16 protein-coding genes are annotated in these 24735 nt (G+C 71.7%); 5 read left to right on the top strand and 11 right to left on the bottom strand.

Features of this window, described 5'->3' with window-relative positions; genetic code table 11:
• The 3 genes from ACF07B_RS24570 to ACF07B_RS24560 form a co-directional block, all read right to left on the bottom strand.
• A partial coding sequence (locus ACF07B_RS24570; protein ID WP_392180511.1) for a hypothetical protein occupies positions 1–293 on the bottom strand: 293 nt, incomplete at its 3' end.
• Between the two features lie 171 nt (positions 294–464).
• A complete protein-coding gene (locus ACF07B_RS24565) occupies positions 465–2150 on the bottom strand; it encodes a hypothetical protein (protein WP_392180510.1) in 1686 nt (561 codons plus the stop codon).
• A 121-nt stretch (positions 2151–2271) separates the two neighbouring features.
• Positions 2272–3021 (bottom strand): YoaK family protein, encoded by a 750-nt coding sequence (locus ACF07B_RS24560; protein ID WP_392180509.1) that lies wholly within the window; start codon positions 3019–3021, stop codon positions 2272–2274.
• A 196-nt stretch (positions 3022–3217) separates the two neighbouring features.
• Here ACF07B_RS24560 and ACF07B_RS24555 point away from each other — a divergent pair, with 196 nt between their 5' ends.
• The 3 genes from ACF07B_RS24555 (at position 3218) to ACF07B_RS24545 (ending at position 5808) form a co-directional block, all read left to right on the top strand.
• Positions 3218–4411 (top strand): cytochrome P450, encoded by a 1194-nt coding sequence (locus ACF07B_RS24555; protein WP_392180508.1) that lies wholly within the window; start codon positions 3218–3220, stop codon positions 4409–4411.
• 199 nt (positions 4412–4610) lie between these two features.
• On the top strand, positions 4611–5555 hold the full coding sequence (locus tag ACF07B_RS24550) for a beta-ketoacyl-ACP synthase 3 (RefSeq protein ID WP_392180507.1): 945 nt from the start codon (positions 4611–4613) through the stop codon (positions 5553–5555).
• 19 nt (positions 5556–5574) lie between these two features.
• Positions 5575–5808: an acyl carrier protein gene (locus ACF07B_RS24545; protein ID WP_392180506.1), complete on the top strand. Its 234-nt coding sequence runs from the start codon at positions 5575–5577 to the stop codon at positions 5806–5808.
• 122 nt (positions 5809–5930) lie between these two features.
• On the opposite strand, the gene ACF07B_RS24540 is transcribed toward ACF07B_RS24545, so the two are convergent.
• From ACF07B_RS24540 to ACF07B_RS24515, 6 genes are all read right to left on the bottom strand, one after another.
• Positions 5931–6764 carry a methyltransferase gene (locus ACF07B_RS24540; protein WP_392180505.1) on the bottom strand — a complete coding sequence of 278 codons (834 nt, stop codon included), beginning with the start codon at positions 6762–6764 and terminating at the stop codon, positions 5931–5933.
• Between the two features lie 105 nt (positions 6765–6869).
• Positions 6870–9389, bottom strand: a complete 2520-nt coding sequence (locus ACF07B_RS24535; protein WP_392180504.1) for an FAD-dependent monooxygenase — start codon at positions 9387–9389, stop codon at positions 6870–6872.
• 37 nt (positions 9390–9426) lie between these two features.
• Positions 9427–16584: an amino acid adenylation domain-containing protein gene (locus tag ACF07B_RS24530; RefSeq protein WP_392180503.1), complete on the bottom strand. Its 7158-nt coding sequence runs from the start codon at positions 16582–16584 to the stop codon at positions 9427–9429.
• A 26-nt stretch (positions 16585–16610) separates the two neighbouring features.
• Complete coding sequence (locus tag ACF07B_RS24525) at positions 16611–17873, bottom strand: cytochrome P450 (protein WP_369480724.1); 1263 nt, start codon at positions 17871–17873, stop codon at positions 16611–16613.
• A gap of 31 nt (positions 17874–17904) precedes the next feature.
• Positions 17905–18729 (bottom strand): SAM-dependent methyltransferase, encoded by an 825-nt coding sequence (locus tag ACF07B_RS24520; protein WP_392180502.1) that lies wholly within the window; start codon positions 18727–18729, stop codon positions 17905–17907.
• Positions 18730–19127: 398 nt separating this feature from the next.
• Positions 19128–19679 (bottom strand): EF-hand domain-containing protein, encoded by a 552-nt coding sequence (locus ACF07B_RS24515; protein ID WP_392180501.1) that lies wholly within the window; start codon positions 19677–19679, stop codon positions 19128–19130.
• 411 nt (positions 19680–20090) lie between these two features.
• Here ACF07B_RS24515 and ACF07B_RS24510 point away from each other — a divergent pair, with 411 nt between their 5' ends.
• On the top strand, positions 20091–20984 hold the full coding sequence (locus ACF07B_RS24510) for an SDR family NAD(P)-dependent oxidoreductase (protein ID WP_392180500.1): 894 nt from the start codon (positions 20091–20093) through the stop codon (positions 20982–20984).
• 207 nt (positions 20985–21191) lie between these two features.
• Here the strand turns inward: ACF07B_RS24510 and ACF07B_RS24505 are convergent, their stop codons facing one another.
• Positions 21192–21359, bottom strand: a complete 168-nt coding sequence (locus ACF07B_RS24505) for a hypothetical protein (RefSeq protein WP_392180499.1) — start codon at positions 21357–21359, stop codon at positions 21192–21194.
• Between the two features lie 372 nt (positions 21360–21731).
• Here ACF07B_RS24505 and ACF07B_RS24500 point away from each other — a divergent pair, with 372 nt between their 5' ends.
• A complete protein-coding gene (locus ACF07B_RS24500; RefSeq protein ID WP_392180498.1) occupies positions 21732–22409 on the top strand; it encodes a DUF4328 domain-containing protein in 678 nt (225 codons plus the stop codon).
• A gap of 96 nt (positions 22410–22505) precedes the next feature.
• Here ACF07B_RS24500 and ACF07B_RS24495 read toward each other — a convergent pair whose 3' ends face one another.
• Complete coding sequence (locus tag ACF07B_RS24495) at positions 22506–24329, bottom strand: FAD-binding dehydrogenase (protein ID WP_392180497.1); 1824 nt, start codon at positions 24327–24329, stop codon at positions 22506–22508.
• Positions 24330–24735: the final 406 nt, after the last annotated feature.

Here is a 24735-nt window from a genome sequence, read left to right as displayed (position 1 = left end):
GGCCGGCCGCTCTTGCCCAGCGGGGGGTCCAGCACGGGGCCCCGCAGCGGGCGCCGCCAGCTCGTGCCGCCGTCCCGTGCGCCGGTGAAGCCGTCGTCCCGTGACGCGGCTTCACCGGCGCACGGGACGGCGTCGCGGAAGGCCGCCTCCGTGGCGACCTGTCCGGGGACGACCATGCCGGGCCCCACGGCCACCGCCGACAGGGCCAGTCCGAGCAGGGCCCACGCTGCCGCGTACCACCGCTCGTGCCGGATCCGTGCCGCGATCCACCGGTCCGCCGTCCGCACAGCCACTCCCGTGTCTCCTTCGTTCCGGAGCATTAGGTCACACGTGCCCGATCGGCCGACATGGCAGGTCCCGGAAACGTGGAGCCCCGGCTGAACTGCCGGTTTCCGGCAACATCGAGCGCTCCACGGGGGCCGCGGCCCGACCAGCCGGAGCCGCGGCCCCCTGAGCGCTCCCGATCAGCCGGAGTTGTAGCCCCAGCGGGCATGGCCGTCCCTGCCCATGAAGCACTTCGCGGGGCGCCCGTCGGCCGTGGTCGCGGTGGCACCCACGGGAGAGCAGGACTGCCCGAAACCGATGCCGGACCCGCCGCCCGTGCCGCCGGTGGTTCCGCCCGAGGTCCCGGAGGAGCCGCCCGTGGAACCACCGCCGCCGGTGCCGCCTCCTGACGTACCGCCCGCCGAGGCGGAGCCGCTCGTGCCCCCGGTACGCGGTTTCGCCGCGGGTGTCGGCCTCGGTTTGGGCTTCGGCTTCGGCTTCGCGGAGGGCTTCGGGCTGGGCTTGGCACAGGGGTCACCGGGACCGATCAGCCACAGCTCCACCCGGGCCGAGAACAGAACCTCGCGGTCGGGTGACGGCTGCTGGCGGCACACCCGCCAGTCGTCCACGTCCCGGGAACCCTGGTCGAGGCGCTCACCCGTGTACGCGTGCCAGGCGGCCGTGTACACGAAGCCCAGGTCGTCGATGGCATGTGAGGCCTCGCCGAAAGTCTCACCCCGCAGGTCCGGCATGACGATCCTTCGGGGGCCGAGCAGCCGTGTGGGGCACGCCTCCTTCTCGGGGACCGCGTAGAGCGTCAGAGCACTGACGGCCGGGCGGACCGTCTCCCGTCCCGAGGGCGTCTGGAAGCAGACCCGCCAGCCGGGCGCCGAATTCTTCACCGGCCGGAAGGACGAGGAGGCATCGGTCGTCGTCACGGCCATCCAGGACTGACGTCGTGCCTCCGCGACAGCCGTGGTGAGGGCCGTCCCCTTGAAGTCCCGCACCGCCACGGGGCCGTCGGCGCCCGCCCGGGCGGGTTCCGGGTGTCCCACGCCCCAGGCGGCGGAGACCATCGACACCGCGACCATGGAGGCGAGGATGGGGTGCCTGCGGGCCCAGGCCCATACCCGGGCTCGGCCCCGGGGGCGTACGAAGGAACCGTCGGGCAGCATCTCGCCGGCCTCCGCGAGCAGGGACCCCTTCGGGTCGAGCGTGGACCCGTGAAGCCTGAACTCCTTGCCGTCGACGACGATGACGGTGGAGTCGAGGATGCCGTGCTCGCGGCGAAGGACGGACACGGGTTCGGGCACCCGGGTCGCCTTGGGGGCCACGAGGCCGCGCAGAAGCACCAGTCCGCGCCCGGTGAGCGCCGCGTAGCCCCAGCCGCAGTGATAGAGGGACCGCACGGATTCACCGGGTCCGAGTTCCGCGAGCAGTGCCTTCTTCTGGTCGCCGGGCAGCGACAGCTTCTCGCCGGCGACGACCGCGGCCAGGCGCGGGTCATCGGCGGTGGAGCCCCGCGCCATGTTCCCGGTCCCCTGCAGAAGGTCGCCGGACGGGTCGATCACCGAACCCCACACGGTGATCCGTCGCCCCTCCACGGACACCTCCACGCGTGACGCGCCCCCGTGCGCGGGCCGCGTGATCACCAGAGGCCTGACCACCCGCGCGGGCGTCTGCCCGTTCAGGAGGATGAGCGCGCCGGTGGTGAGCGCGGCGTGTCCCAGCCCCTGGTGGTAGAGCGCCAGCACCTTCTCCCCGGACCGGAGCGTACGGAGCAGGGCCTCGGCCTGACGGAGGGGAAGGGGGACGATCTCGCGGGCGGCCACCTCGGCGGTGCGCGGGTCGTCACGCAGCCGACGCTGTGCGGGGGTTGGGGACACAAGCGGAGAATAGCCGCTGTCGATCTTCGACAGAGCCACTCCTGGATGAACTGATGCAGGGCTGTGACCTGCACAGATGATGTCACTTCGTCATCGCGCCCCCTCCGTCCGCGCGGCGAGGTCAGCCGATCAGTTCCGGCGCGAGGCGGTGATACCGCGCCAGGAGCACGTTGAGCGCCGCGATGAGCAGGACCGCGGCGGCGATGGCGAGCAGCGCGCGGCCCGTCCCCCACGGCGTGATGAGCGTGCCGAGGGCGCCGCCCGCGAAGATGCCGACGACGGTGGCGACGAGCCGGGGACGGATCGTGTGCCGTTCCGGTGTCGAGGGGGTGGCTCCGGTGAGGCCGTGGATGAGGCGGACCAGCGACACCTGGACGAGCAGGGTGGGCATACCGGGAACGGCCGCGCGCAGTGCGGTGTCCGCGCGCAGTCCCATGGCGAATCCGACGATGGCGATGACCAGGTTGTCCGGGTCCTCGGTGAGTGAGCCGGAACCGTGCCGCCACAGCACTGTCGCGCCCGCGAGCGCCAGCAGCACCCCTTCCACCGTCAACGCGGCCGCGAACCAGTGCCGGTGGTGTGCGACGAGACCCTTGGTGGCCAGGGCACCGGCCAGGGCCCCGAGGACGAACGCGCCCAGGGCGATCGCCGGGCGGGCCACCGGCACCTGTCCCTCACCGGCGACGGCGAAGGACAGGAAGAGCACGTTGCCGGTGGCCAGGGCGGTGAAGACGTGGCCCATGGTCAGGAAGCTGACCGCGTCGGCCGCGCCCGCCAGGACGGTGAGGGTCGCCATGACGACGGTCCGTTGGCGTTCGCGTCGTTCGGCGGCCGATGGCGCCGCCGGTGGCGGTGCGGATTCTTCACTCATGCGGACAGTCTCGGCAACGGCGCCTTCACAGCCGCGGTGTCCGGTCCGACACGCGCCGAGGTGCCGCCAATGGACGGCGCACCAGCCTGGGCAAAGCCCTGGCGGCCGGGGCGGCGATCCTGAAGTCTGGCCGCACGTGCCTGACAGCGGACTCCTCCCGGGAGGGGTACCGACACGACGACCGAGGCGGCAGCCGATGGACCGAGCCGACGACGACGTACGGAAGATTCGCAGGGATCACACCGGACCCGGCTGCCCGATCGGCCAAAGGGAGGACGGCACGTGGCAGGTGCGCGGCTACCCGGCGGCACGCGCCGTACTGCGCAGCGCCGACACCGTACAGGCGGGTCTGGGCATCGAGACCGTCGAGAAGCTGCCCGCCCGTATCCGGCGGCCCGTGCTGTACCGCGACGGGTCCGAACACCGGGAGCACCGTCGTCAGACCGCCCGCTACTTCACACCCCGCCGCGTGGAGGAGCACTACCGGGAACTCACCGAACGCGTCACGCACACGTACCTGAACACCCTGCGGACCGAAGGTGAGGCACGGCTGGAGGACCTCACCTTCGGCGTCGCGATCGACGTGGCGTGCGGGGTGATCGGCCTGACCCACAGCAGAACCGGCATCCAGCGCCGGCTGGAGCGCTTCTTCCCCGAGGAGTTCGGCAAGCCCGGGCTGACCAGTCCCCACGGGATCTACTGGCTGTTCCGCCAGAACACCAACTGGCTGCGGATCTACCTCGCCGACGTCCGCCCGGCCGTCCGCGCCCACCGCGAACGGCCCGCCGACAACCTGATCTCGCATCTGATCGCGGAGGGCTGTTCGAACCCGGAGATCCTCGGCGAGTGCCTCACGTACGCCGCCGCGGGCATGGTCACCACCCGCGAGTTCATCTGTGTCGCCGCGTGGCACCTGTTCACCGACGCGGCTCTGCGCGAGCGCTACCGGGCCGGGAGCGAGACCGAACGCCTTGCGGTGATCCACGAGATCCTGCGCCTGGAACCCGCGGTCGCCCGTCTGAGCCGGCGGACCACCGGCGCCCTCGACGTCCCGGGCGCCGACGGCCCGGTCACGGTGCCGGCCGGCGCGCTCGTCGACGTCTTCGTGGACGAGGCCAACACCGACCCGGAGGCTGTGGGCGCCGCCCCCACGGCGGTCTGCCCCGGCCGGCCCGCAACGACCGGGCGGTACGCGGCCGCCCTGTCCTTCGGAGACGGACCGCACCGCTGCCCCGGTGCCGACCTCGCGATGATGGAGACCAACGTCTTCCTCGGGCACCTCTTCGCCCTCGACGGCATCCGCATGCTCACCCCGCCCCGCGTCACGTTCCAGGACGAGATAGGGGGCTATGTGATCCGCGGACTCCGCGTGGCCGTCGACCGGGGATGACCCAGACCGTCGGCACTCGCCCGGCGCCCCGGCCACGCTCGAAGACCCCCGGGCCGCGCGGCGGTCCGGCTCCGGACTCCTCGGCGTGATACGAGTTTGGCTTATGGGGGATTTGCTCACGAATGCACCTTCACGGCCGGGCCGAGGCGTCCCGGCGTCCGTCCTGATGGGGGTCGGATCGTGTCTGCCCCCACGCCGGGTGGCGAACGAGGAACTGGCGGAGCGCCTGGGCCGGGAACCGGAATGGATCTTCCAACGCTCCGGCATCCGGTTCCGGCACGTCGTGGAACCGGGCACCACCAGCGGAGACCTGGCGGTCGCGGCCGGCCGCGAGGCGCTCTCCCGATCGGCGGTCGGCGATGTCGCGGCCGTGGTCGTCGCCACGACGTCACCGGACAGGCCGTGCCCCGGCACCGCCCCGAACGTCGCCTCGCGGCTGGGGATGACCGGGGTGACCGCGCTGGACGTCCAGGCCGTGTGCGCGGGCTTCGTCTACGGACTGGGGGTCGCGCAGGGCCTGATCGCCGCGGGCACGGCCGACAGCGCCCTGGTCATCGGCACGGACACGCTCTCGCTGAGCGTCGCGCCGGACGACCCCACGAGCATGCTCTTCGGCGACGGCGCCGGTGCCGTCGTCCTGCGTTCGGGCCGTCGCGAGGAACCCGGCGCCCTCGGGACATGCGTGCTGGGCAGTGATGGCGGGGGCCGCGATCTGATCACCGTACGCGGTGGCGGATCCGAGGAACGCTCGAAGGCCGGCGGTGCTCCGGCGGACCCGTACATGCGCCTGGAGGGGCGGGAAGTGTTCCGGCGTGCCGTTGACCACATGACGGCCGCCTCACGCTCGGCGCTGGACGCCGCGCGGTGGACGCCGGGGGAAGTGGACCGGATCGTCGCGCACCAGGCGAACGCGCGGATCCTGACCATGCTCGCGCAGCAGTTGGGCGTCACGACGGACTGCGCGCTGTCCAACATCGAGCAGGTCGGCAACACCTCGGCCGCCTCGATTCCGATCTTGCTCGATCACGCCGACCGTGCGGGAGACCTCAAGCCCGGACACCGGGCCCTGCTCACGGCCTTCGGCGGCGGCCTCACCTGGGGGGCCACGACCCTCGTGTGGCCGCACCTGGAGAATTCCCGCTGACTCGCCCCGGAGGAACGGCATGTACGACACGTTGGTGAACATCCTGGCCGACAGGTTTCAGGTGCGGTCCGAGCTGGTGTCCCCCGAGGCCACGCCCACGGCGCTCGGACTGGACTCGTTGTTCGTGGTGGAACTGTCCTTCGTGCTGGAAGAGGAGTCCGGGCTCAAGGTCGGCTTCGACGAACTCTCGCAGGCGACCACCATCGCCGACATCGCACGGCTGATGCGGGACAGGCGGGATGCGTCGCTCTGAGGCCCGCGGAGCAGCGGCCCGGACCGGCTCGGGCCGTCGCCGCCGCCGGAGACCGGTCGCGGGGGCCCGCCGATGCGGCGGGCCCCCGCGAACCCCAGGCGCGGGGCGGTGTCCGGGTGCCGTCAGCGGCGGACGGCACCCGGGGGGCGCCGGAAGAGCAGGGCGTGCACCGTGAAGCGCGATCCGTCGAATTCCGCCCGTCCCGCCGTCCGCAGTTCTTTCAGACGGGTCTGCAGGGTCTCCATGTGCTCGGCGTACGCCAGCAGCGGGATGTCCATCTCGAAGATCTCCAGCGTCTCGGTCTCGTAGCCACGTGCGGTGAGTTCCGTGACGGTTCGGGGAATGTCGGCAAGAGAGGAGTGCGCCATGAGCAGGGAGCCGCCCGGCTCCAGGAAGCTGTCCACGCGGTCGATGACGGCGTCGTACACCGCTCGGCCGCCTCTTCGGGCGACGAGGGCCGTTTCCAGACCGTCCGCCCTGGCATAACTCGGATCGTAGGGAAGGTGCGGCGGGTTGGTGATCACCAGGTCGAACCGCGCGTCCGGTGTGTACTCCTCCAGCGGTGAGGTGACACACGTCAACCGTGTGCCGTCGAGCCCGTTGGCCGTCACGTTGGCCACGGTCTGGGCGACGGAGGCGGGGTTGATGTCCAAGGCGGTCACCCGCGCGGCACCGGCCGCGAGCAGGGCGACGCTGTAGATGCCGGATCCGGCTCCGAGGTCCAGGGCGCTGACGCCCTCCAGCGCGGGAGCGCCGCCACCGTTGAGCGCGCTGAGCAGGCTCAGCCCGCAGTCGGTCGGGAACAGGACCTCGGCGGGGTCCTCCACCATGAGCCGCAGCCGCACGCCACGGAACTCGAAGATCCCGCACGAGGGCCGGACCTCCCACAGCGAGCCGTTCTCGCCGGCGGGCAGGACACTGCGTCGTGTCGGCGAGCGGTCAGGAGCACTGGTCATCGGAACGGAACCTTTCGACGGGAGGGGGGCGGCCGACAGCTCCAAGGAGCGGGGAGCGGCATCACGAGGGGTCCGCCGCGTCCGGCATGTATCCGGCTCGGCCGGTCAATCGGTGAGGGCGGACAGCACGACGCGCACGGAGTCGTCGGCGATGCGCTGCGCGCGCGACTCCGGAACCAGGCCCTCGACATAGCCGAAGTTCCACGAGAGCCGGCCGTGACTGGTCGTCACCGCCGCCACGATGGCGCCCATCACCGAGACGCCCGTGAGGAACTGGGCACCGTCGACCCGCCAGGGACCCATCCGCTCGGGAAAGTCGTAGCGGCCGACGTTGGACAGGCACAGGTTGATCGGCCCTTCCTCGTCCATGAACCGCATGAACGACGCGCTGTCCGCCAGCGAACCGGGGCCCGCCACGCGCGGCAGGCTGATCGTGGCCAGGTGCTCCTGCCTCTCTCGGCGCCGTACCAGGTCCTGGCTGATGGCCCGGGCCATGGGCCACAGCGGCCCGCCGGGCTCGTACCGGACGCGGGAGGGAACCGTGGCCACGTAGGTGCCGGCCTCGTCGGGAAGGACGGGTGGTTCGAGGTCGGCGCGGAAGTCGACCGGCGAACCGATCGAGAAGTACGCGGTGGCCGGGGTGCCCGCGTCGCGGGCGACCGCCGACACCATCGCGGCGGCCAGCGTCCCGTGGACCGTGGTGCCGTGCCGCTTGGCGGTCCGCACCAGGAGCTCCAACTGGACGGCGGTGAGGAACCGGTGGGTCATCCGGGTGCGACGCTCTTCGAACGGGACGTGTTCGCTGGGGACGACCCGCTGTGCGGGGCGGCTCAGGGAGGCCCGCTCCTCCCGTCGCATCATGGCTCTGAAGCCGGCGACACCCGCGGCGCCCCGGTGACGGCGCGGGAGCAGGTCGTCCGTCGCGGGTAGGACCCGCCGTTGAACGGCCCGCGGCGGCGCGCCGCGGTCCAGCCGTGCGGCGATCTCGATCCACTCACGGACCAGGGACAGGCACGTCTTGCCGTCGGCGATGACGTGAGAGACCGTCAGCAGCAGGTCGTGGACGCCCCCTCCGTCCTCGTCCTCCGTCCCTCCGGCCGTGATCACCAGCGCGCGCAGGAGCGGCCCCGCGCTCCAGTCCAGGCCCTCCGCGAGCTCGTGGCTGTCGACCTCGTGCTGCCACCGGGTGTCGGCCGTGGGATCGTCCGGTCGCACACGGACGTGCCGAAGCGGGATCTGCCGTCCGTCCAGGGGGGCGAAGGCGGGGTGTGCTCCGGTGCCGTCGTCGGTGATCGCGACACGCAGGAGGGGGTGCCGCAGCTGAAGGATGTCCAGGGCGCGGCGGTGCAGCGACGGGGACAGGTGCCCGTGGACCCGGGCGCGGGCGATGACGTTGAGCGGCGAGGTCAGGTCGGCGGTCCAGTACAGCCGTTCCAGGGGGCTCAGGTCCCGTCGGACGCTGCGGGGTCCGGCGGCCGGCTCGTCCGGGTAGGCGAGGGCTTGGACGGTCTGCCGGACGAGGACGCGGCGGGGCACCAGCCGGAAGTAGGCGTCGCGGATCAGACGGCGGTGCGGGCGGGCCCCCTGGGTCAGTCTGTTCATGCCGCGGGACCCGGCCACCATCGCCCGTGTGCGGTCGCGGCGCAGTTCCTCGTACGCGCGCAGGGCCCGCACGGGATCGTCGCTCGTCGGCTCCGCCAGCGTCCGGGCCAGCACGACGGCATCCTCCATGGCCATGCCGGCCCCTTGGGCGAGCGTGGTCAGCATGGGGTGGGCGGCGTCACCGAGCAGGGTGACGGGACCGTCGCCCCACCGTTCCAGGAAGGCCCGGTCGCGCGAGGGGACGGAGAGGATGTCCGCCTCGGGAGTGGCCTCGATGACCGCCCGCACCTCGTCGGCCCACCCCTCGTACGCCTGCCGGACGGCGTCCTTGGCATGGCCCGGGGCGGGCACCCCGGGGGTGGTGCTCATGGCGGCCCACCAGTAGCACCGGCCGTGCCCGATGTCGATGAGGCCGAACCGCTGTCCACGCCCCCAGTAGTGGCGTACGGCCCCCGTGGTGAGGCACGGGTGCTGGAAGGGGACGATCCCGAGCCGGAAGAGGTGGTCACAGTCCTGTGGCCGCTCGGGTCCGACGAGGTGGCGCCGTACGGCCGAGTTGAACCCGTCGGCGCCGATCAGAACGTCCCCGCTCGCCGAACGGCCGTCTCTGAAGCGGACGGTGACCCCCGGGCCCCCGGCCTCGAAGCCGACGGCGGTCACCCCGAGGTGGACCGGGCAGTCGCCCGCCTCCGTCAGCAGGGCCTCCTGGAGGTCCGCGCGGCTGAGGCAGAAGCTCGGCGCGCCCACCTGCTCACAGGCGTCCTTGAACGGCAGGTCCCTGATGACCCGGCCGCGCGGGTCCATGATCTTGAACGACTCCACGGCCTGTCCGCGCTTGTCCAGGCCCAGGTCGATGCCGAGGCCGGCGAGGGCGGTGACGGCGTTGCTCATGACCGACAGGCCGGAGCCGGCTTCGCGCAGTTCGGTGGCGCGTTCGTACACCTCGACGTCGACGCCGACGCGCCTGAGCGCGACCGCACACGTCAGACCGCCGATACCGGCACCGATGACGAGGGCTTTCACACGGCGCCCTGACGGCATGCGTCCTGATGACATGGCGTCAGCCCACCCGTCCGCTTCGGGCGGGATCGTCGATCAGTTCGGCGACGGTGTTCGCCAGCCGCTCCACATGCGGTTCTTCCATGATCGTCAGATGGTCTCCCGGAACACGGACCGTCCGGATCTGTCCGCTGGTCATGGCGCTCCAGCCGTTGCAGGGGTCCTGGTGTCGGGTTCGGGCGGCGCCGTGCATGGCGGACAGGACGGCGGGAAGCGGCTCCGCGGCGCGGACCAGAGTGAGGTCCTGGTCCTCGCGCGGGGGGCGGTAGGCCAGTGTCGCGCGCCAGTTCGCCCGGTAGACGTCGAACAGGCGGCGGATGACGGCCCCGGAGCTGCCCTCCGGCAGCACACCCCGCTCACTCGCGACGCGGGCCATGTACGTGAACCGCGCCTCCGGCGATGCGAATCCGCCCGGGACGGTCCGGGCGGGTGCCGTGCCGCCGTCGCGCGGCCAGAGCAACTCGTGGAAGAACCACTCCAGCATGGCCTCGTCGTCGTGCGGGGAACGCGGTTCCTGGCCCAGAGCGGTGGTGTCCACCACCAGGAGGGTCACCTGTTCGCCCGCCGCCCGCAGCCGGCGGGCGATCTCGAAGGCGACGAAGCCGCCGAAGGACCATCCGCCGATGGTGTAGGGGCCGTGTGGCCGCACCGTTCGCAGCGCGGCGAGGTAGCTGTCCGCGAGGTCCTCCACCGTGCACAGCGGTGTGGTGCCGGGGTCGGCTCCGGCTGCCTGGAGTGCGTACAGCGGCCGGTCGGCCGGGAGGTGCCGGGCGAAGGCGACGTAGCACAGCACGGTGCCGCCCATCGGGTGGACCATGAACAGCGGCGGGCGGGTGCCGTGCGGACGGATCGGCACGAGGGGGTCGAACGCGGCCGTCGCCCCGCCGTCGCGCAGCCGTGCCGCGATTCCGGCGGAGGTGGGCGTCGCGACGAACTCGGCCAGCGGGATGTTCACCCGGTAGCGCTGTTCGATCCGGACCACGAGCCGCATCGCGGTCAGGGAGGTGCCGCCGAGGTCGAAGAGGCTGTCGTGCACCCCCACCGTGTCCAGCCTCAGCACGTCCGCCATCATCTCGGCGAGTGCCCGCTCGTACGCGTCGCGCGGTCCGCCGTCGGGGGCGCGGCCGGGGGCGGTCAGCGGGGTGCGGCGCAGTGCGGCGTCGTCCCGCTTGCCGCTGGGAGTCAGCGGCCACCGGGAGACCCATTGCAGGTGCGAGGGGACCATGTAGGCGGGCAGGGTGGCGTGCAGCCGTTCACGGATGCCGGTCAGGTCGTCGTCCGTGCCCTCGCCGAGAAGGAAGGCGGCGAGGAAGGTCTCACCGTCCGTCCGCTCGCGGGCCACGACCGCGGCGTCACGGAGGCCGGGACAGCTCGGCGCCAGGCCGGTGACGGCCAGTTCCACCTCGGCCGGCTCCACCCGAAAGCCCCGTACCTTGACCTGCGCGTCGTCCCGTCCGAGGAAGACGACGTCGCCGTCCGGAAGCACCATGCCGACGTCGCCGGTGTAGTAGAGCCGGCGGTCGTCGTCCGCGAGGGGATGCGGCAGGAACCGCTCCTCGGTCAGGTCCGGCCGGCCTTCGTAGCCGTCGGCCAGGAAGTCGCCGCCCAGATAGACGTCGCCCCGTGCACCGGCCGGCACCGGGCGCATGCGCTTGTCCAGGACGTGTACCTCGGCTCCGTCGAGGGCGCGGCCGATCGGTGGCAGCGCGGGAAAGGCCTCGGGGTCCCCGGTCATGGGGAAGGCGGTGACCACGTGGGTCTCGGTGGGGCCGTACTGGTTCTCCAGGACGGCTCCCGGGAGCCTGGCGCAGAACGCGCGGATCTCCGGGGTGACGCGCAGCTGCTCGCCGCAGGTGATCACGACCCGCAGGGCCGGCGGCGTGATGTCCAGCGTGCCGGCGGCTTCCGCGAGCTGCTGGAAGGCCACCGGGGGGAGGAAGACCTGCTCGACGCGTTCACGGTCGAGCAGGCGCAGCAGTGCGGGCATGTCGCGCCGCTGTGCGTCGCCGGCCAGGCACAGGGTGCCGCCGAAGCACAGCGTGGAGAAGATCTCCTGGAAGGAGATGTCGAAGCTCAGCGGTGCGAACTGCAGGGTGACGCCGCCCGGGACCGCGCTGGGCGCCACCGCCTGCCAGGCCACCAGGGCGGCCAGGGTGCGGTGCGGCATGGCGACGCCCTTGGGGGTCCCGGTGGAGCCCGAGGTGAACAGGACGTACGCGGTGCTCGCGCCGTCCGTTCCGCCCCCTGCCGGGCACACCGGTGCGGGCGCCGCCACCGACTCGGCGGGCAGCAGCAGCGCCGGGTCACCGGCGAGATGGGCGTAGGGCGCCTCGGCGACGACGCGGAAGGGCCGGGCCTGCTCCACCATGGTGGCCAGCCGGGCGGCGGGGTAACCGACGTCCATCGGGACGACCGCGCATCCGGCGCGCATGACGCCCAGGAGTACCGCCATGGCCAGCGGAGACCGGTTCATGGCGATCCCGACGCGGGCGTTGGCAGGGGCCCCGAGCGCGTGCAGCCGTCCGGCCACGTTCTCCGCGGCCTCGGCCAGCCGGGCGTAGCTCCACCGTTCCTCATCCATCACCACGGCGGTCGCGTCCGGGGTGCGGTCCGCCTGTCCGAGGAAGCGCGAGACGACCGTGGGGTGCTCGGTGGGGGTGGCGAGGGCGGGCCGGGGAGCGAGGAAGGCGAAGTCCGGCCTGTCGTGCGGCTGTTGGACCAGGCGGCGCAAGATGTTCAGATAGCCGGCCGCGTAGAGGTCGCCCTGCTCGGCCGGGAACGTCGTTCCGTCGCAGTCGAGCCGCAGCCACATGCCGGTGCCGTCCGGTTCCGTGACCGCGTTCACCAGGAGCCGGAAGTCGTTCTCCTCCCAGGTGCTGAACCCGACGAGGCGCAGACCTGGCAGCCCGAGTACGCGGGAGAGCTGGTGGAAGTGCACGTAGTTGAAGGCGGTGTCCAGCACGGGACCGCCGTGGTCCTCCTGGATGGCGCTCAGCGGGTAGCGGCGGTGGGGGTGGCCGTCCCGCTCCTGGCGGAAGCCTTCGCGCGCCACCTCCAGCCAGCTGTCCCGCGCGGTGTCCAGGCGTACGGGCACGGTGTTCAGGAAGAGCCCGGCGATGCGCTCCGCTCCGGCCGCTTCGGGCCTGCCGTGGGTGATCAGACCCGTGGTGACGTCACGGGTACCGGCGAGTGCGGCCAGCGTCAGCGCGTGCGCCGCGAAGAGTACGGACTTGACCGGCAGGGTGTGTTCGGCCGCGAGACGCCGCACCTCCTCGACGAGGGCGGCGGGCAGGTCGACGCGCCGGGAGGCCGGCCGATGGCCGGCGCCGGACAGGTGGGGCGAGAACGACTCGACCGGCAGGGGCTCGCAGCCGGCCAGCTTCTCGCGCCAGTAGCGCCGGGCCTCCCGCGAACGCAGGGCGCCCCGCTCCAGCCGTACGTGGGCCGCCGGTGACGCGAGCGCCGCGTCCTCGACGGGTCCGGTGTCCAGACCGAGGCCGTGCGCGTAGTCCTGAAGCAGTTCCTGGAGCAGCGTGGCGACGCTGCCGCCGTCGAGGAGCGCGTGGTGAAAGCTGAGGACCAGATCGACGGCGGTGGGCCGCACATGGACGCGGAAGAGGTACAGCGGCGGCCGGTCGAAGGCGTACGGGTGGCGGCGGCGTTCCTCGATGTGCGCGCGCACCTCGGTCTCGGCCGCCGTGTCGTCCAGCGGACGCAGGTCGGCGATCTCCAGGCCGCCGCGCACCTGAGGCCTGACGACCTGCAGCGGTTCGGCACCGTTCAGGTCGAAGGCCGACCGCAGCGCCGGATGCCGTGCCGTCAGCCGGTCGAAGGCGCGGCGGAACTCCTCTTCCTCCCAGGGCATTTCCAGGGTGTACCGGAAGACGTCCCGGTAGGTGGCCGAGGACTCGTGTCTGCGGCTGTGGTAGATCAGGCCCAGCTGGAGCCGGTTGAGGGGATAGGCGTCCTCGGCGTCCCGCAGCCGGGCTCGGTCCACGTCGGCCACGAGGGCGAAAGGAGCCGGGACGGCCTCGGCCCCGGGCACGTCGCACTCCTCGGCACATGAGGCGAGACCGGCCGCCGTCGGGTTGCGCAGGAGGTCGGTGAGCGAGAAACGCAGGCCCCTGGCCTCCGCCTCGGCGCGCACCCTGAGCATGGTGATCGAGTCACCGCCGAGGGCGAAGTAGTCGTCGTGCACCCCGACGGCGTCATGGCCCAGGACCCGCGCCAGGACCTCGACGAGGACCGCCTCGGCACGGTTGCGCGGCTGCCCTCCCCCGGTGGCCCTCGGAGTGTCGTCCGGCGGGGGAAGCGCGCGGCGGTCGGTCTTGCCGTTCGGGGACAGCGGAACCGCGTCGATCCGGGTGAAGGACGCCGGAACCATGAACGCCGGAAGCACCCACCCGAGCCGCTCACGCAGCAGTGCCGCGTCGATCGGGGTCTCGGCGACGTAGTAGGCGGCCAGGACGGTTCCCCGGTCGGTGGTCTCACGTCCCACCACGACGGCATCCCGCACCCCGGGGACCGCGCGCAGGGCGGCCGCCGCCTCCCCGGGCTCGACGCGGTGGCCCCGGATCTTGACCTGGTCGTCGATCCGTCCGAGGTACTCCAGGGTGCCGTCCGCGAGCCACCGGGCCAGATCCCCGCTGCGGTAGAGGCGACCGCCCGGCGCGAACGGGTCGCCGGCGAACTTCTCGGCGGTCAGTTCCGGACGGTCGAGGTACCCCCGGGCGACGCCGGCCCCGCCGATGCACAACTCGCCTGCGACACCGACGGGTTGCGGCAGGTCGTCGGCGCCCAGCACGTACAGCCTGGTGTTGTCGATCGGTCGCCCGATGGGAACCCGTGCGACCCCGCGCGCTGTGCCGGGCGGGCAGTCGTAGGACGAGACGTCGACCGTCGCCTCGGTCGGGCCGTACAGGTTCACGAGCCGTGTCGGCCGTTCACCACCGCTCTCAGCGCAGGCCCGGGCGGCGAGGCGGTTGAACCGCTCGACCTGCGGCCCGGACAGGGCCTCGCCGCTGCAGTGCACGTGGCGCAGCGACACGATGCCCCGGCGTGCCCTCGGCGACTCCTCCAGCAGGTCGAGGAACGGACCGAGCATCGAGGGGACGAAGTGCACGGCGGTGACCCGGTGCCGGCGGATCACCCGAAGCACCTCGCGCGGGTCCCGATGGCCGCCGGGCGGCAGCAGGGCCACGGTCGCGCCCTCGACGGCCCACCAGAACAACTCCCATACCGAGACGTCGAAGGAGACCGGCGTCTTCTGCAGGAGCACGTCCCCTTCCCCGAGCGGATAGCGGCGCTGCATCCACGCGAGGCGGTTGACCACGCTGTGGTGCTCGACCATGACGCCCTTGGGCTGTCCGGTGGAACCGGAGGTGTAGATGACGTAGGCGAGGTCACGGGAGGTGGCGACCGGCTCGACCGGGGCTCCGCTGCCGGTCAGCAGTCCGTCGATGTGCCGGACCGTCGCGTCCGGGGGAAGGCCGGCGGGGGTGTCGTCGACGATCACCAGCCTGGCGCGGCTGTCACGCAGCAGGAAGTCCACGCGCCCGGCCGGGAGTCCGGGGTCCACGGGTACGTAGGCGCCGCCGGACTTCAGGATGCCGAGCAGCGCGACCAGCAGTCGCGGTCCCCGCTCCATCATCACCGCGACGCGGTCGTCCGGGCCGATGCCCTCCGCCCGCAGTGCCTGGGCGACGCGGTTGGCCCGCTCGTCGAACTCGGCGTAGGTCAGCGTCCGGCCGGACGCCGTGACGACGGCGGTCCGCCCCGGGCTGCGGGCGGCCCGGGCCTCGATCAGCCCGTGCAGCGTGGCCTGGTCCGCGTAGGGCACCCGGGGACCCTGTGCGCGTCCGGCGGTGAGGTCCTGGTGCTCGGCCGGCGTCAGCATGGGGACAGCGCGAAGCGGTCGGTCCAACACGTCCAGGCCGTGCTCCAGGAGCGTCGTGAGGTGACCGGCCAGGGCGTCGATGGGGAAGTCCTCGTCGAAGACGTCGCGGGCGTAGTCGAGGTCGACGCGGATGTCGGCCGTGTCGTCGAAGGCGGAGACCAGGACGCCCAGTGCCTCCTGGTCGTGCGAGGGGGCCATCAGGGCACTGCGCCGAACGACTCCCGGAATGTCCGGCCGGGACCAGTTCAGGTAGGAGAGCGTCACGTCGAAGAGCTGCCGCGGGCTCCGGGCCGCGGGGGAGGTCTCGCGCAGGATGTCGCCGAGGGCGAGGCGCTCATGGCCTCGGAGCCGACGGGTCGTGTCCTGGATCTCGGCGAGGAGTTCCCGGACGGTCAGCCCGCCGGGCGCCGCGACCCGGAGCGGAAGGGTGTTGGCGAACTGGCCGAGGGCGTCCCTGTGCCGCTTCGTCGGACGGTTGAGGAAGGGGATGCCGAGGACGACTTCCCCGCTCCGGTGCAGACGTGTCAGGCAGGTGCCGAGCATGGCCGCGACGTAGGTGAAGGGCCAGTGGCCCGCGTCGCGGACCCGGTCGATGAGGGCGCCGTCGATCACGAACGAGTGGCGGCCGCGTTCGCGGGGGCCGCTTCCCGTGGTACGGGTGAACAGCGCCGGTGTCACCCCCGCGAGGTACTCCCGGTAGAAGGCGCGGTCGCGGTCGCCGTCCGCCCCCGCGCGGTAGGCGGAGTCCTCCTCGACGAATGCCAGGAAGGAGGGAGCCTCCCCTGTGGTGCTCCGCCGGTCGCCCTCCGGCGCCCGGGCGTATTCCCGGAGGATCTGGTGGCTCAGCCGGTCGAGGGTCCAGCCGTCGGCGACGATGTGGTGTGCCTTGACGTACAGGTGGGTGACGCCCGCGCTCTCCAGGAGAACGGTGGCTTCGACCAGGGGGCCGCTGTCGAGCGGCAGGGCGGCCGCCATCGACGCGCGCATCCACTCGGCGCAGGCGGTGTCCGGTTCGGGCGCGTGCGAGAGGTCGACCACGGTGACCGGAACCGCCTCCTGCGCCACCCACTGGAAGGGGACACCGGCGCTGTCGGCGAACCGTAGCCGGAACGTCTCGTGGCGGTGCAGGGCGAGTTCCACGCAGGCGGCGAGTCTTCGGTGGTCGACATCGCCGTGCAGCCGCTCGTGGAGCACGCAGTTGAACTGCGCTGATTCCGGCGATCGGGATCCGATGGACCAGACGTCTCGCTGGTACGACGTCAACTGGTGTGATGATGCCGGGTTGGTGATCAACTGTGAGCTTTTCCTCCGAGCCGAACCGGGATCTCCCGGTGGCCGTTGAAGATGAGAGAGGGCAGCGGCGCCAGGCGGTCCGAACTGACGGCGAGTTCGAGGGCCGGGAACCGGGAGAAGAGCGCGGACAGTGCGATACGGCCTTCCAGTCGGGCGAGTTCGGCTCCCAGGCAGTAGGTGGGACCGTGGCTGAAGGCCAGGTGCTCGCGGGCGGTGGGACGGGTGATGTCGAAGAGGTCGGCCCCCGGACCGTGCACTCCGGGATCGCGTCCGACCGCGGCGTAGTTGATGACCAGGGCGTCGCCCCGCTCGAACGTCAGCCCTGTCGGTTCGTCGTACAGGTCCTCGGTGGGGAAACGCATCATGAAGTTGGCCACCGGGGCCTGGTGGCGCAGCGTCTCCTCCACGACCCGGTCCCAGCCGACCCGGCCCGAGACGGCCAGGTCCAGCTGGTCCGGATGGCTGAGCAGGTTGACCACGGCATGGTCGAGGAGATTCGCCGTGGTCCCGTAACCGGCGCCCAGCACCAGCCAGATGTTGTCGGCCAGCTCCCGCTCGTCGAGCCGGCCCTCGCGATGTGCGTCGACCAGTGCGGTGGCGATGTCGTCGCCCGGCTGGTCGGACTTGATCCCGATCAGGTCCGCGAGCAGCCTCGCGGCCTCCGCCTCGGTGTCGCTCGCCTGCTCCGCACTCAGGTCGGTGGTGAAGACCATGTCGTTGACGGCCTGGAAACGGTCGTACATGGTCTCCGGCAACCCGACCAGCGTGGTGACCGTCCGCCACGGCAGCCGGGTGGCGAACCGCGTCCGCAGGTCCACGACCCCGTCGGGGGCGAGGACGGCCTCCCGCGCGAGGTCGTCCAGCAGCGCGGCGGTGGTCTCCTCTATCCACGGGGCGAGCGCCCGTACGCGCCGGGCGCTGAACGCGGGTACCAAGGGATGACGCAGCCGGCTGTGGTCGGACCCGTAGGCGGTCTGGACGGTGCGGATGTCGACCCAGATCCGCAGTGACCAGTCGGGGGGAAGCTCACCGTTGACGAAGGCGGGCCAGTGCTGGTGGGCATCCTTGGAGACGCGGGGGTGGACCAGTAGCCGTCGGACGAGGCCCGGGTCGGTGACCGACCACGCCGGTACGCCACCGGGCAGTTCGACCCGGGCGGCGGGCCCCAGCGCGCGCAGTGCCCCGGCTTCGCCGTGGACGTCCGCGGCGCTGCCGTCCAGGCGGTAGGGGCAGCGGCTCCGGGAGAGCGGGGAGGGCATGGCGTACGACCTCTGCGGCGGTAGTCGGTGCTCAGTGACGAACGGCGGTCAGGAGTCCGTAGCGGAGCTCCGGGACCCTGCAGAAGAACCACTCGCCCAGGTCGGCCGCCGTCGCCCATTCACGTGACGTCTCGCCGGTGGAGTTGTTCGCGGCGTCCCGCCAGCCACTGATCATGCTGTCGTAGCAGCGCCGGACGTTCTCGGTGATGTCGGTGTGGTCCACCACCTCCAGTCCGGCCTCCCGCAGCAGTGCCCCGTACATGTCCGTGGTCAGCGAGAACTTGAAATACGCGTACGCGTCGGCCATACGGGCCGCGTCGGGGGCGTCGAGCTCGCCCGCGAGGCTGTGTTCGGCGATGACGAGCCGTCCGCCGGGACGCAGGACCCTCGCGATGTGCCCGACGGCCGCCGTCTTGTCCTTCATGTGCATCAGGGACTCGATGGCGTACGCGCCGTCGAAGGTCTCGTCCTCGAAGGGGTTCTCCATGGCGTCGGCCAGCCGGAACGTGGCCCGTCCGGGAAGGGACGACGGCAAGGAACGGCCATTGGCGAGGTCCACCTGGTAGTCGCTGACGCTGATGCCGGTGATCCGCACGGCGTGATGGGCGACGATGCGCGCCGCGGTGCTGCCGTGGCCACAGCCCACGTCGAGCAGGTGCTCGCCCTCGACCGGGCCGAGGCGTTCGGTGACGAGGTCCGTCAGCCGGTCGGTCGCCGCCCGCATGGAACTGCCGTCCGTGTCGTCGTCCCAGTATCCGACGTGGATGTTGCCGCCGAGGGCGTGGTCGTACACATCCGTATGGCGGTTGTAAAAGGTCCCCACGTCGCCGGACGTATGACGGTGTTGCGTCAGCATGAGGGTGACCCTTCACGGTTCGTCGAGCCACCTGCTGTGGCTGCGGAGGAGGCCGGTCGGTCTGCGCGACCGGTCCGGTGATGCGAGGCGCGGTACGCGTGTCGGCGGTGACAGCGCGTTGGTCGAGATGGCTCGAACGGGCCGCGGTTGCGTGGGGAAGCCCGTGAGATGGCGCGGCGTGACGCCGCGGGCGCCGCGGCGCGCTGCCGTTGTCCGCCAGGGCGGGAGCCGCGACCGCACTCCGAGTGCCGCCGCCGGTCGGGCGGGGCCCCTTCTCGGCACCCGCCTCCACCGGGGTGGATCCGTCCTCCACCTTGAGGGTGCATGCGGAGCCGTGCCCGCCGGAGCGGGTGCCGGGGAGTGCGGTCGCGGTGTCAGTGCGTGCGGACCGGATCCGCTCAGACGCGCCCGAAGAACAGGCTGCCCGGCGCGTCCGGGTCGTTCGACAGGAAGTGCTCGCGGATCACGCGGATGAACTCGTGGCGCGAGATGACGCCGTCACCGTCGGTGTCCAGCTTCGTGAACATGTCCATCGCGTCGGGCGCGTCGCTCTTCCACACGTCCCGCAGGAAGCGCTGGAACTCGTCCTTGCTGATCTCGTTGTCGCCGTCGACGTCGATGACGTCGAAGATCGCGTGGCCGCCGCCCTCGGTGACGTTGAGCCGGCTGGTGTCGACGACCGCGAGACGGTTGGCCGTGACGAACTGGTCCTTCGTCAGCCGGTCGCCGTCCACGCCCGCGTGACGCAGCAGTTCCAGCCAGTAGATCTGGCAGAAGGTCTGGAGCGCCCGGGCCCGGCGGTCGTTCTTGTCGAGCCGGTAGGCCTGGATGTAGCGGTCGGCGAGCTTCTGGTAGTCCGACCAGTCCAGGTAGCCGTCGTTGTTGGCGTCCATGGTGTCGAAGGTGCGCTCGAGCTTGGTGGTGATGACGTCCTGTACCGCGGCGGTCACGTGTCCTCCTTGGGGACGAAGGGGGGATGTACACGAGGACTTTTGCACCGGGCATATTCCGCACAAAAGTGCCCCTTCCCGCCTTCCACCCCTTCGGCGCAGCCCGGTCACCCGTAGAGCCGCGCTCGGCAGAGGCCGCCGCACCCGCCGAGGGCTCGCTCACGGGCCGGGGCACGGCACGCGCCCGCCACGCCGTCGACGTCACGGGGCACGGACAGGATTTCTCCCTGTGTCCGTCCCGGCTCGTCCGACGGCAGCCTCTACTGTGGGACGGTCGATATCGGTCATGAGCGGGCAAACAGCGGCAAAGCGTGCGACCGGTTCCACGACGGCACATGGGAACAGTGATCCGCCGACCGATCGGCGGGGCACGGCCCTGCCCGCCTCTCGATCCTCAACCGGAGGAAACACGTGTCGAAATCGTCGGGTCCGACGCCACCCGCGGGCCGGGCCGTGCTGATCACCGGGGCCTCGTCCGGCCTGGGGGAAGCCTGCGCGCTCCACATGTCCCGGGTCGGCTTCCACACCCTTGCCGGGGTCCGCCGCCCCGAGGACGGAGAACGGCTGCGCGGGGCAGCCGTCGGACGGCTGACCCCGGTGATCGTCGATGTGACGGACGAGAAGTCGGTCCAGGCGGCCGTGCACGAGGTCACCGGGCTGGTCGGTGGGTCCGGCCTGTGGGGACTGGTCAACAACGCCGGCATCGCGGTCACGGCTCCCCTGGAATGCGTACCCATGGAGCAGATGCGCCGTCAGCTCGACATCAACGTGATCGGCCAGGTGCGGATGATCCAGGGGTTCCTGCCGCTGCTGCGGGCCGGCGCCGGGAGGATCGTCAACGTGTCCTCGGGCCTCGGTAACGTCGCTCTTCCCTATCTCGGCGCCTACGCGGCTTCCCAGTTCGCCAAGGAGGCCCTCAGCGACGCGCTCCGCCGCGAGCTCGCCCCGCAGCGCGTCCCCGTCGTCGTGGTCCAGCCGGGCGCCGTCCTGACCCCGCTCTGGTCCAAGATGTCGGACACGGGCAACCGTGCCCTGGAGGGCGCCCCCGAACCGGTCCAGGAGCTCTACCGCCGTTCCTTCCTCGGGTTCATGGAGGCCAACGAGACCTCGGCCCGCAGCAGCCGTACGACCGTCGACGACGTCGCCCGGGTGATCTTCCGCGCGCTGGTCGCCGAGCGGCCCAGGACCCGGTACACCATCGGCCGGGACGCGACCGGCAGCCGCGTGCTGTCGCGGCTGCTGCCCGACCGGGCGCTGGACCGGATCTTCGGCGGAGCGTCGGTGTGGACGAACCTCAGGAACTGAGCGAGCCCGCCGAGGACGGGGAAGCGATCGGGTCGCGACCTCCTCGCCCTGACGGCTGTCAGGCCGACCGAAGTTGCCGGCCCGGAAGTGACAGCGTCCCGGGTCGGTCAGCGCCGGTCTCTGCGGTACTTCTCCGCAGGTGCCGCTACGGGCCCGGGCCGCCGGAAGCGAAGTGCCAGGCCTGGAGGGGCGGGTCGGCCGCGCCCTCTAGACGTAGGCGGTCAGCAGCGCGGCGAGCAGTCCAGCCGCCGCCGCGGTGAAGACCCGCGGCTTTCTCCAGCCCGGTCCCGAAGCCTGGCTGTTCAGCTCCCACGCGAACGCCAGAGCGCCGCCAAATCCCAGTGCGTCGCGCAGCAGGAAAAGGGTGGTGTGCACAGGGAACCCTCCAGAGACCGTCGAACGGACGGGAAGGCTACCCGTGGCAGTCGGCTGACCCGCGTGTGGGGGCTCATGCGGGACTCGGGACCCCACGCGGTCGGCCGGGCCATCCGCAGGAGGGCCCGAGGGTCCGAGATCCCGCTCGGAAGCGGGGCCTTCCCCACGGTGCCGGCCGACCGTGCCGACACCGGGCCGACGCCCGCGGGATCGTATTCGCCCAGGTGAGGCATCACGGGCCACCGCCCGACGTGTCACGAATCCCACGGCCGCCGGGCTCGTGGACCGGGCTGTGGCATCGGGTCCCCTGGGGGTTAAGATCCGCTGCCGACCTGCGGAAAGTCCGAACGGGCGGGTTCCAGGGGGTGTGACATGGCCGGATCGGTCAGGGTGCCGCGCGCGCAGGCCCGGTTCACCTGCTGCGCGATCGCCGCGTTCGCGCTGGTGACCCTCGCGGCCGGGCTGGTGACGTGGCACAAGTACCAGCTGCTGGCCGAACCCCTGACGCGAGGACCGTACGTCGACAACCCGTTCGTCGAGGCCGACACGTACTTCAGAAACCTGATGGGCTGGCGGACCGCTCTGCTTCTCATGGGCCTGCTCCAGTTCAGCGTCTGGCTGGCCAGTATGCGCGACGTCGCGGACGTGCTCTGGCGCCAGGGACAGCGTCGGCGCCGGGCGTGGCTGGTCTTCGGCTGGGTGATACCGGTGGCGCAGCTCTTCGTACCCAAGATGTTCGTCAACGACCTGTGGGCCGCCGGCCGGCCGGAACCGGGGCGCCGTCGAGGACATCCGCTGCTCACGGCCTGGTGGCTGTCCGTCCTGGTCGCGGCGCACGCGTACAGCGACGCCTACGACCATCTGAGGAAGGCGGCCAGCGTGAGCCAGGCTCGTCTTGCCCTGCGGCAGCTCATGATCGGCGACGGTCTCTACCTCTGTGCCGCCGCCCTGTCGGTCGTCGTCGTCGGGCAGCTCGTCCGCAGGCTGGAACGCGCCGCGCAGACGGTGATCGCGCCGGTTGAGGTCCGCCCCGCGATTCCGGCGAGCTAGACGGCCGCGCCGACGCTCTCCAGCGCGAGGAGAGGGTCGCGAAGAGAGGGTGTCGGGGAGGGGCCTGTCGGCCCCACCCTGTCCTCGTCGTCGGCGTCAGGTCGCGGTGGCGGCCGCCGCCGCGCGTCCCGCCTGGCGGCCGGAGAAGAGGCAGCCGCCCAGGAAGGTCCCTTCCAGGGAGCGGTAGCCGTGAACTCCGCCGCCGCCGAAGCCGGCGACCTCACCGGCCGCGTACAGACCGGGGACCGGGCTGCCGGCGGCGTTCAGGACCCGGCCCGAGAGGTCGGTCTGGAGGCCGCCGAGCGTCTTGCGCGTGAGGATGTTGAGCCGTACGGCGATGAGCGGACCGGCGGCGGGGTCCAGGATCTTGTGGGCGGGCGCGGTGCGGCTGAGGGAATCCCCGACGTAGGCGAGCGCGTTGCGGATGCCCATCACCTGGACGTCCTTGGTGTAGGGGTTGTCCATCTCGCGGTCGCGGGCCTCGATCTGGCGCTGGAGGTCGGCACGGTCGACGAGGTTGTCCCCGGTGAGCTTGTTCATCCCGGTGACGAGGTCGGCGAGCGTGGTGGCGACCACGAAGTCGGCGCCGTTCTTCTTGAACTTCTCGATCGGCTCCGGGCTCTGCCAGATCCGGGAGAGCAGTTTCCACACGTCCTTGTTGGTGAGGTCCGGATTCTGCTCGGAGCCGGAGAGCGCGAACTCCTTGGCCAGGATCTTCTGTGTGGTGACGAACCAGGAGTAGTCGTAGCCGGAGCCGGTGATCGACTTGAGGGTGTGGAGGGTGTCGTAGCCGGGGATGTCGGGGCTGCCGAACCGGCGGCCCCGCGCGTCGAACCACATCGACGACGGGCCGGGCAGGATGCGGATGCCGTGTCCGGGCCAGATCGGGTCGTAGTTGCGCAGCCCCTCGGTGTAGTGCCACATCCGGTCCGGGTTCACGATCCGGCCGCCGGCCTGCTCGGTGATCGCCAGCATGCGGCCGTCCACGTGCGCGGGCACACCGGTGGCCATGAACTTGGGCGGGGTGCCGAGGCGGTCCGGCCAGTTCTGCCGTACGAGATCGTGGTTGGCGCCGATGCCCCCGGAGGTGACGACGACGACCGGGGCGCGCAGCTCGAAGTCACCCACGACGGTGCGGGAACTGGGCTTCCCGCGTGCCACGCCACTGGGTTCCAGAACCGCGCCGCGGACAGCCGTGACGACGCCGCCGGTCGTCACGATCCCGTCGACCCGGTGCCGGAACTTGAAGGTGACCTTGCCGGCCGCCACCGCCGCGCGCACCTTCTTCTCGAACGGCTCGACCACCGCGGGGCCGGTGCCCCAGGTGACATGGAAGCGCGGTACCGAGTTGCCGTGTCCGTCCGCGAGCCCGCCGCCCCGCTCGGCCCAGCCGACGACCGGGAACCACTGCACGCCCAGGCCGGAGAGCCACGACCGCTTCTCCCCGGCGGCGAAGTCCACGTAGGCCTCGGCCCACTTGTACGCCCAGTGGTCCTGGCCGGACGGGTCACCGACACCCCGGTCGAAGCCCGCGCTGCCGAGCCAGTCCTGCCAGGCGAGGTCACGGGAGTCCTTGACACCCATCAGCCGCTGCTCGTCGGAGTCGACGAAGAACAGTCCGCCGAAGGACCAGAAGGCCTGACCGCCCAGACTCGCCTCCGGCTCCTGGTCGAGGAGGAGCACCTTCCTTCCGGCCGCGGCGAGTTCCGCGGTCGCGACCAGCCCGGCGAGCCCGTGGCCGACCACGATCGCGTCCGCGTCCTGCGACTCGGCACCGAAGGCGGGGAAGGCCTGGGCGGCGAGCGCGGCTCCGGCGATCATCCCTCCGGTGACGGTGAGGGCGCGGCGGCGTGTGATGCCCCCTCCCGCCTCCGCGTCGTTCCCGTGACGTGATGCGGAGTTGCCTCTGGGAGTCTCCATGGCTGCCTTTCGTCAAGAGGTGCCGGAGGTACGGGAGATACGTGCGCGGGGCGGCGCCGGGGCGCGCAGGTGTCACCCGCGGGCCGACGGGCGGGTAGGGGCGATGGGTCGACCGACAGGTGTTACCGATGGGTTAACCGGCAGGTGTTACCGACGGTAGCTCATGAGGTCCGCGTTACAACAGACCTTGAAATAGAGGGAGTTGGGCCAGAGCCGGGACATGCGGAAACCGGCCCGGCGCAAAGACGGCCGGCCGCGTCACGGAGGGACAGCGCCGTACGCAGCCCGCGCGGCCACACGCGGAACGGCGGGCCGTGTGCCGGCTCCGCCGTTCGCGCAGCTGTCCTGACGAGGTGTCAGGCGGTGCATCCACTGCACCCCTGAACGCTTGGCGGCCTTCGCACGG

The organism is Streptomyces sp. NPDC015532, from assembly GCF_043078065.1.
Lineage (GTDB): Bacteria > Actinomycetota > Actinomycetes > Streptomycetales > Streptomycetaceae > Streptomyces.
Note: the sequence above shows the minus strand (reverse complement) of the source record. Positions and strands in the feature narration are given on the sequence as shown.

What these genes read in the sequence shown, in the direction of transcription:
- ACF07B_RS24560 (WP_392180509.1), bottom strand. Translation starts at nt 3,021, where the DNA reads ATGAGTGAAGAATCCGCACCGCCACCGGCGGCGCCATCGGCCGCCGAA.
- ACF07B_RS24555 (WP_392180508.1), top strand. Translation starts at nt 3,218, where the DNA reads ATGGACCGAGCCGACGACGACGTACGGAAGATTCGCAGGGATCACACC.
- ACF07B_RS24545 (WP_392180506.1), top strand. Translation starts at nt 5,575, where the DNA reads ATGTACGACACGTTGGTGAACATCCTGGCCGACAGGTTTCAGGTGCGG.
- ACF07B_RS24540 (WP_392180505.1), bottom strand. Translation starts at nt 6,764, where the DNA reads ATGACCAGTGCTCCTGACCGCTCGCCGACACGACGCAGTGTCCTGCCC.
- ACF07B_RS24525 (WP_369480724.1), bottom strand. Translation starts at nt 17,873, where the DNA reads ATGCCCTCCCCGCTCTCCCGGAGCCGCTGCCCCTACCGCCTGGACGGC.
- ACF07B_RS24520 (WP_392180502.1), bottom strand. Translation starts at nt 18,729, where the DNA reads ATGCTGACGCAACACCGTCATACGTCCGGCGACGTGGGGACCTTTTAC.
- ACF07B_RS24500 (WP_392180498.1), top strand. Translation starts at nt 21,732, where the DNA reads ATGGCCGGATCGGTCAGGGTGCCGCGCGCGCAGGCCCGGTTCACCTGC.
- ACF07B_RS24495 (WP_392180497.1), bottom strand. Translation starts at nt 24,329, where the DNA reads ATGGAGACTCCCAGAGGCAACTCCGCATCACGTCACGGGAACGACGCG.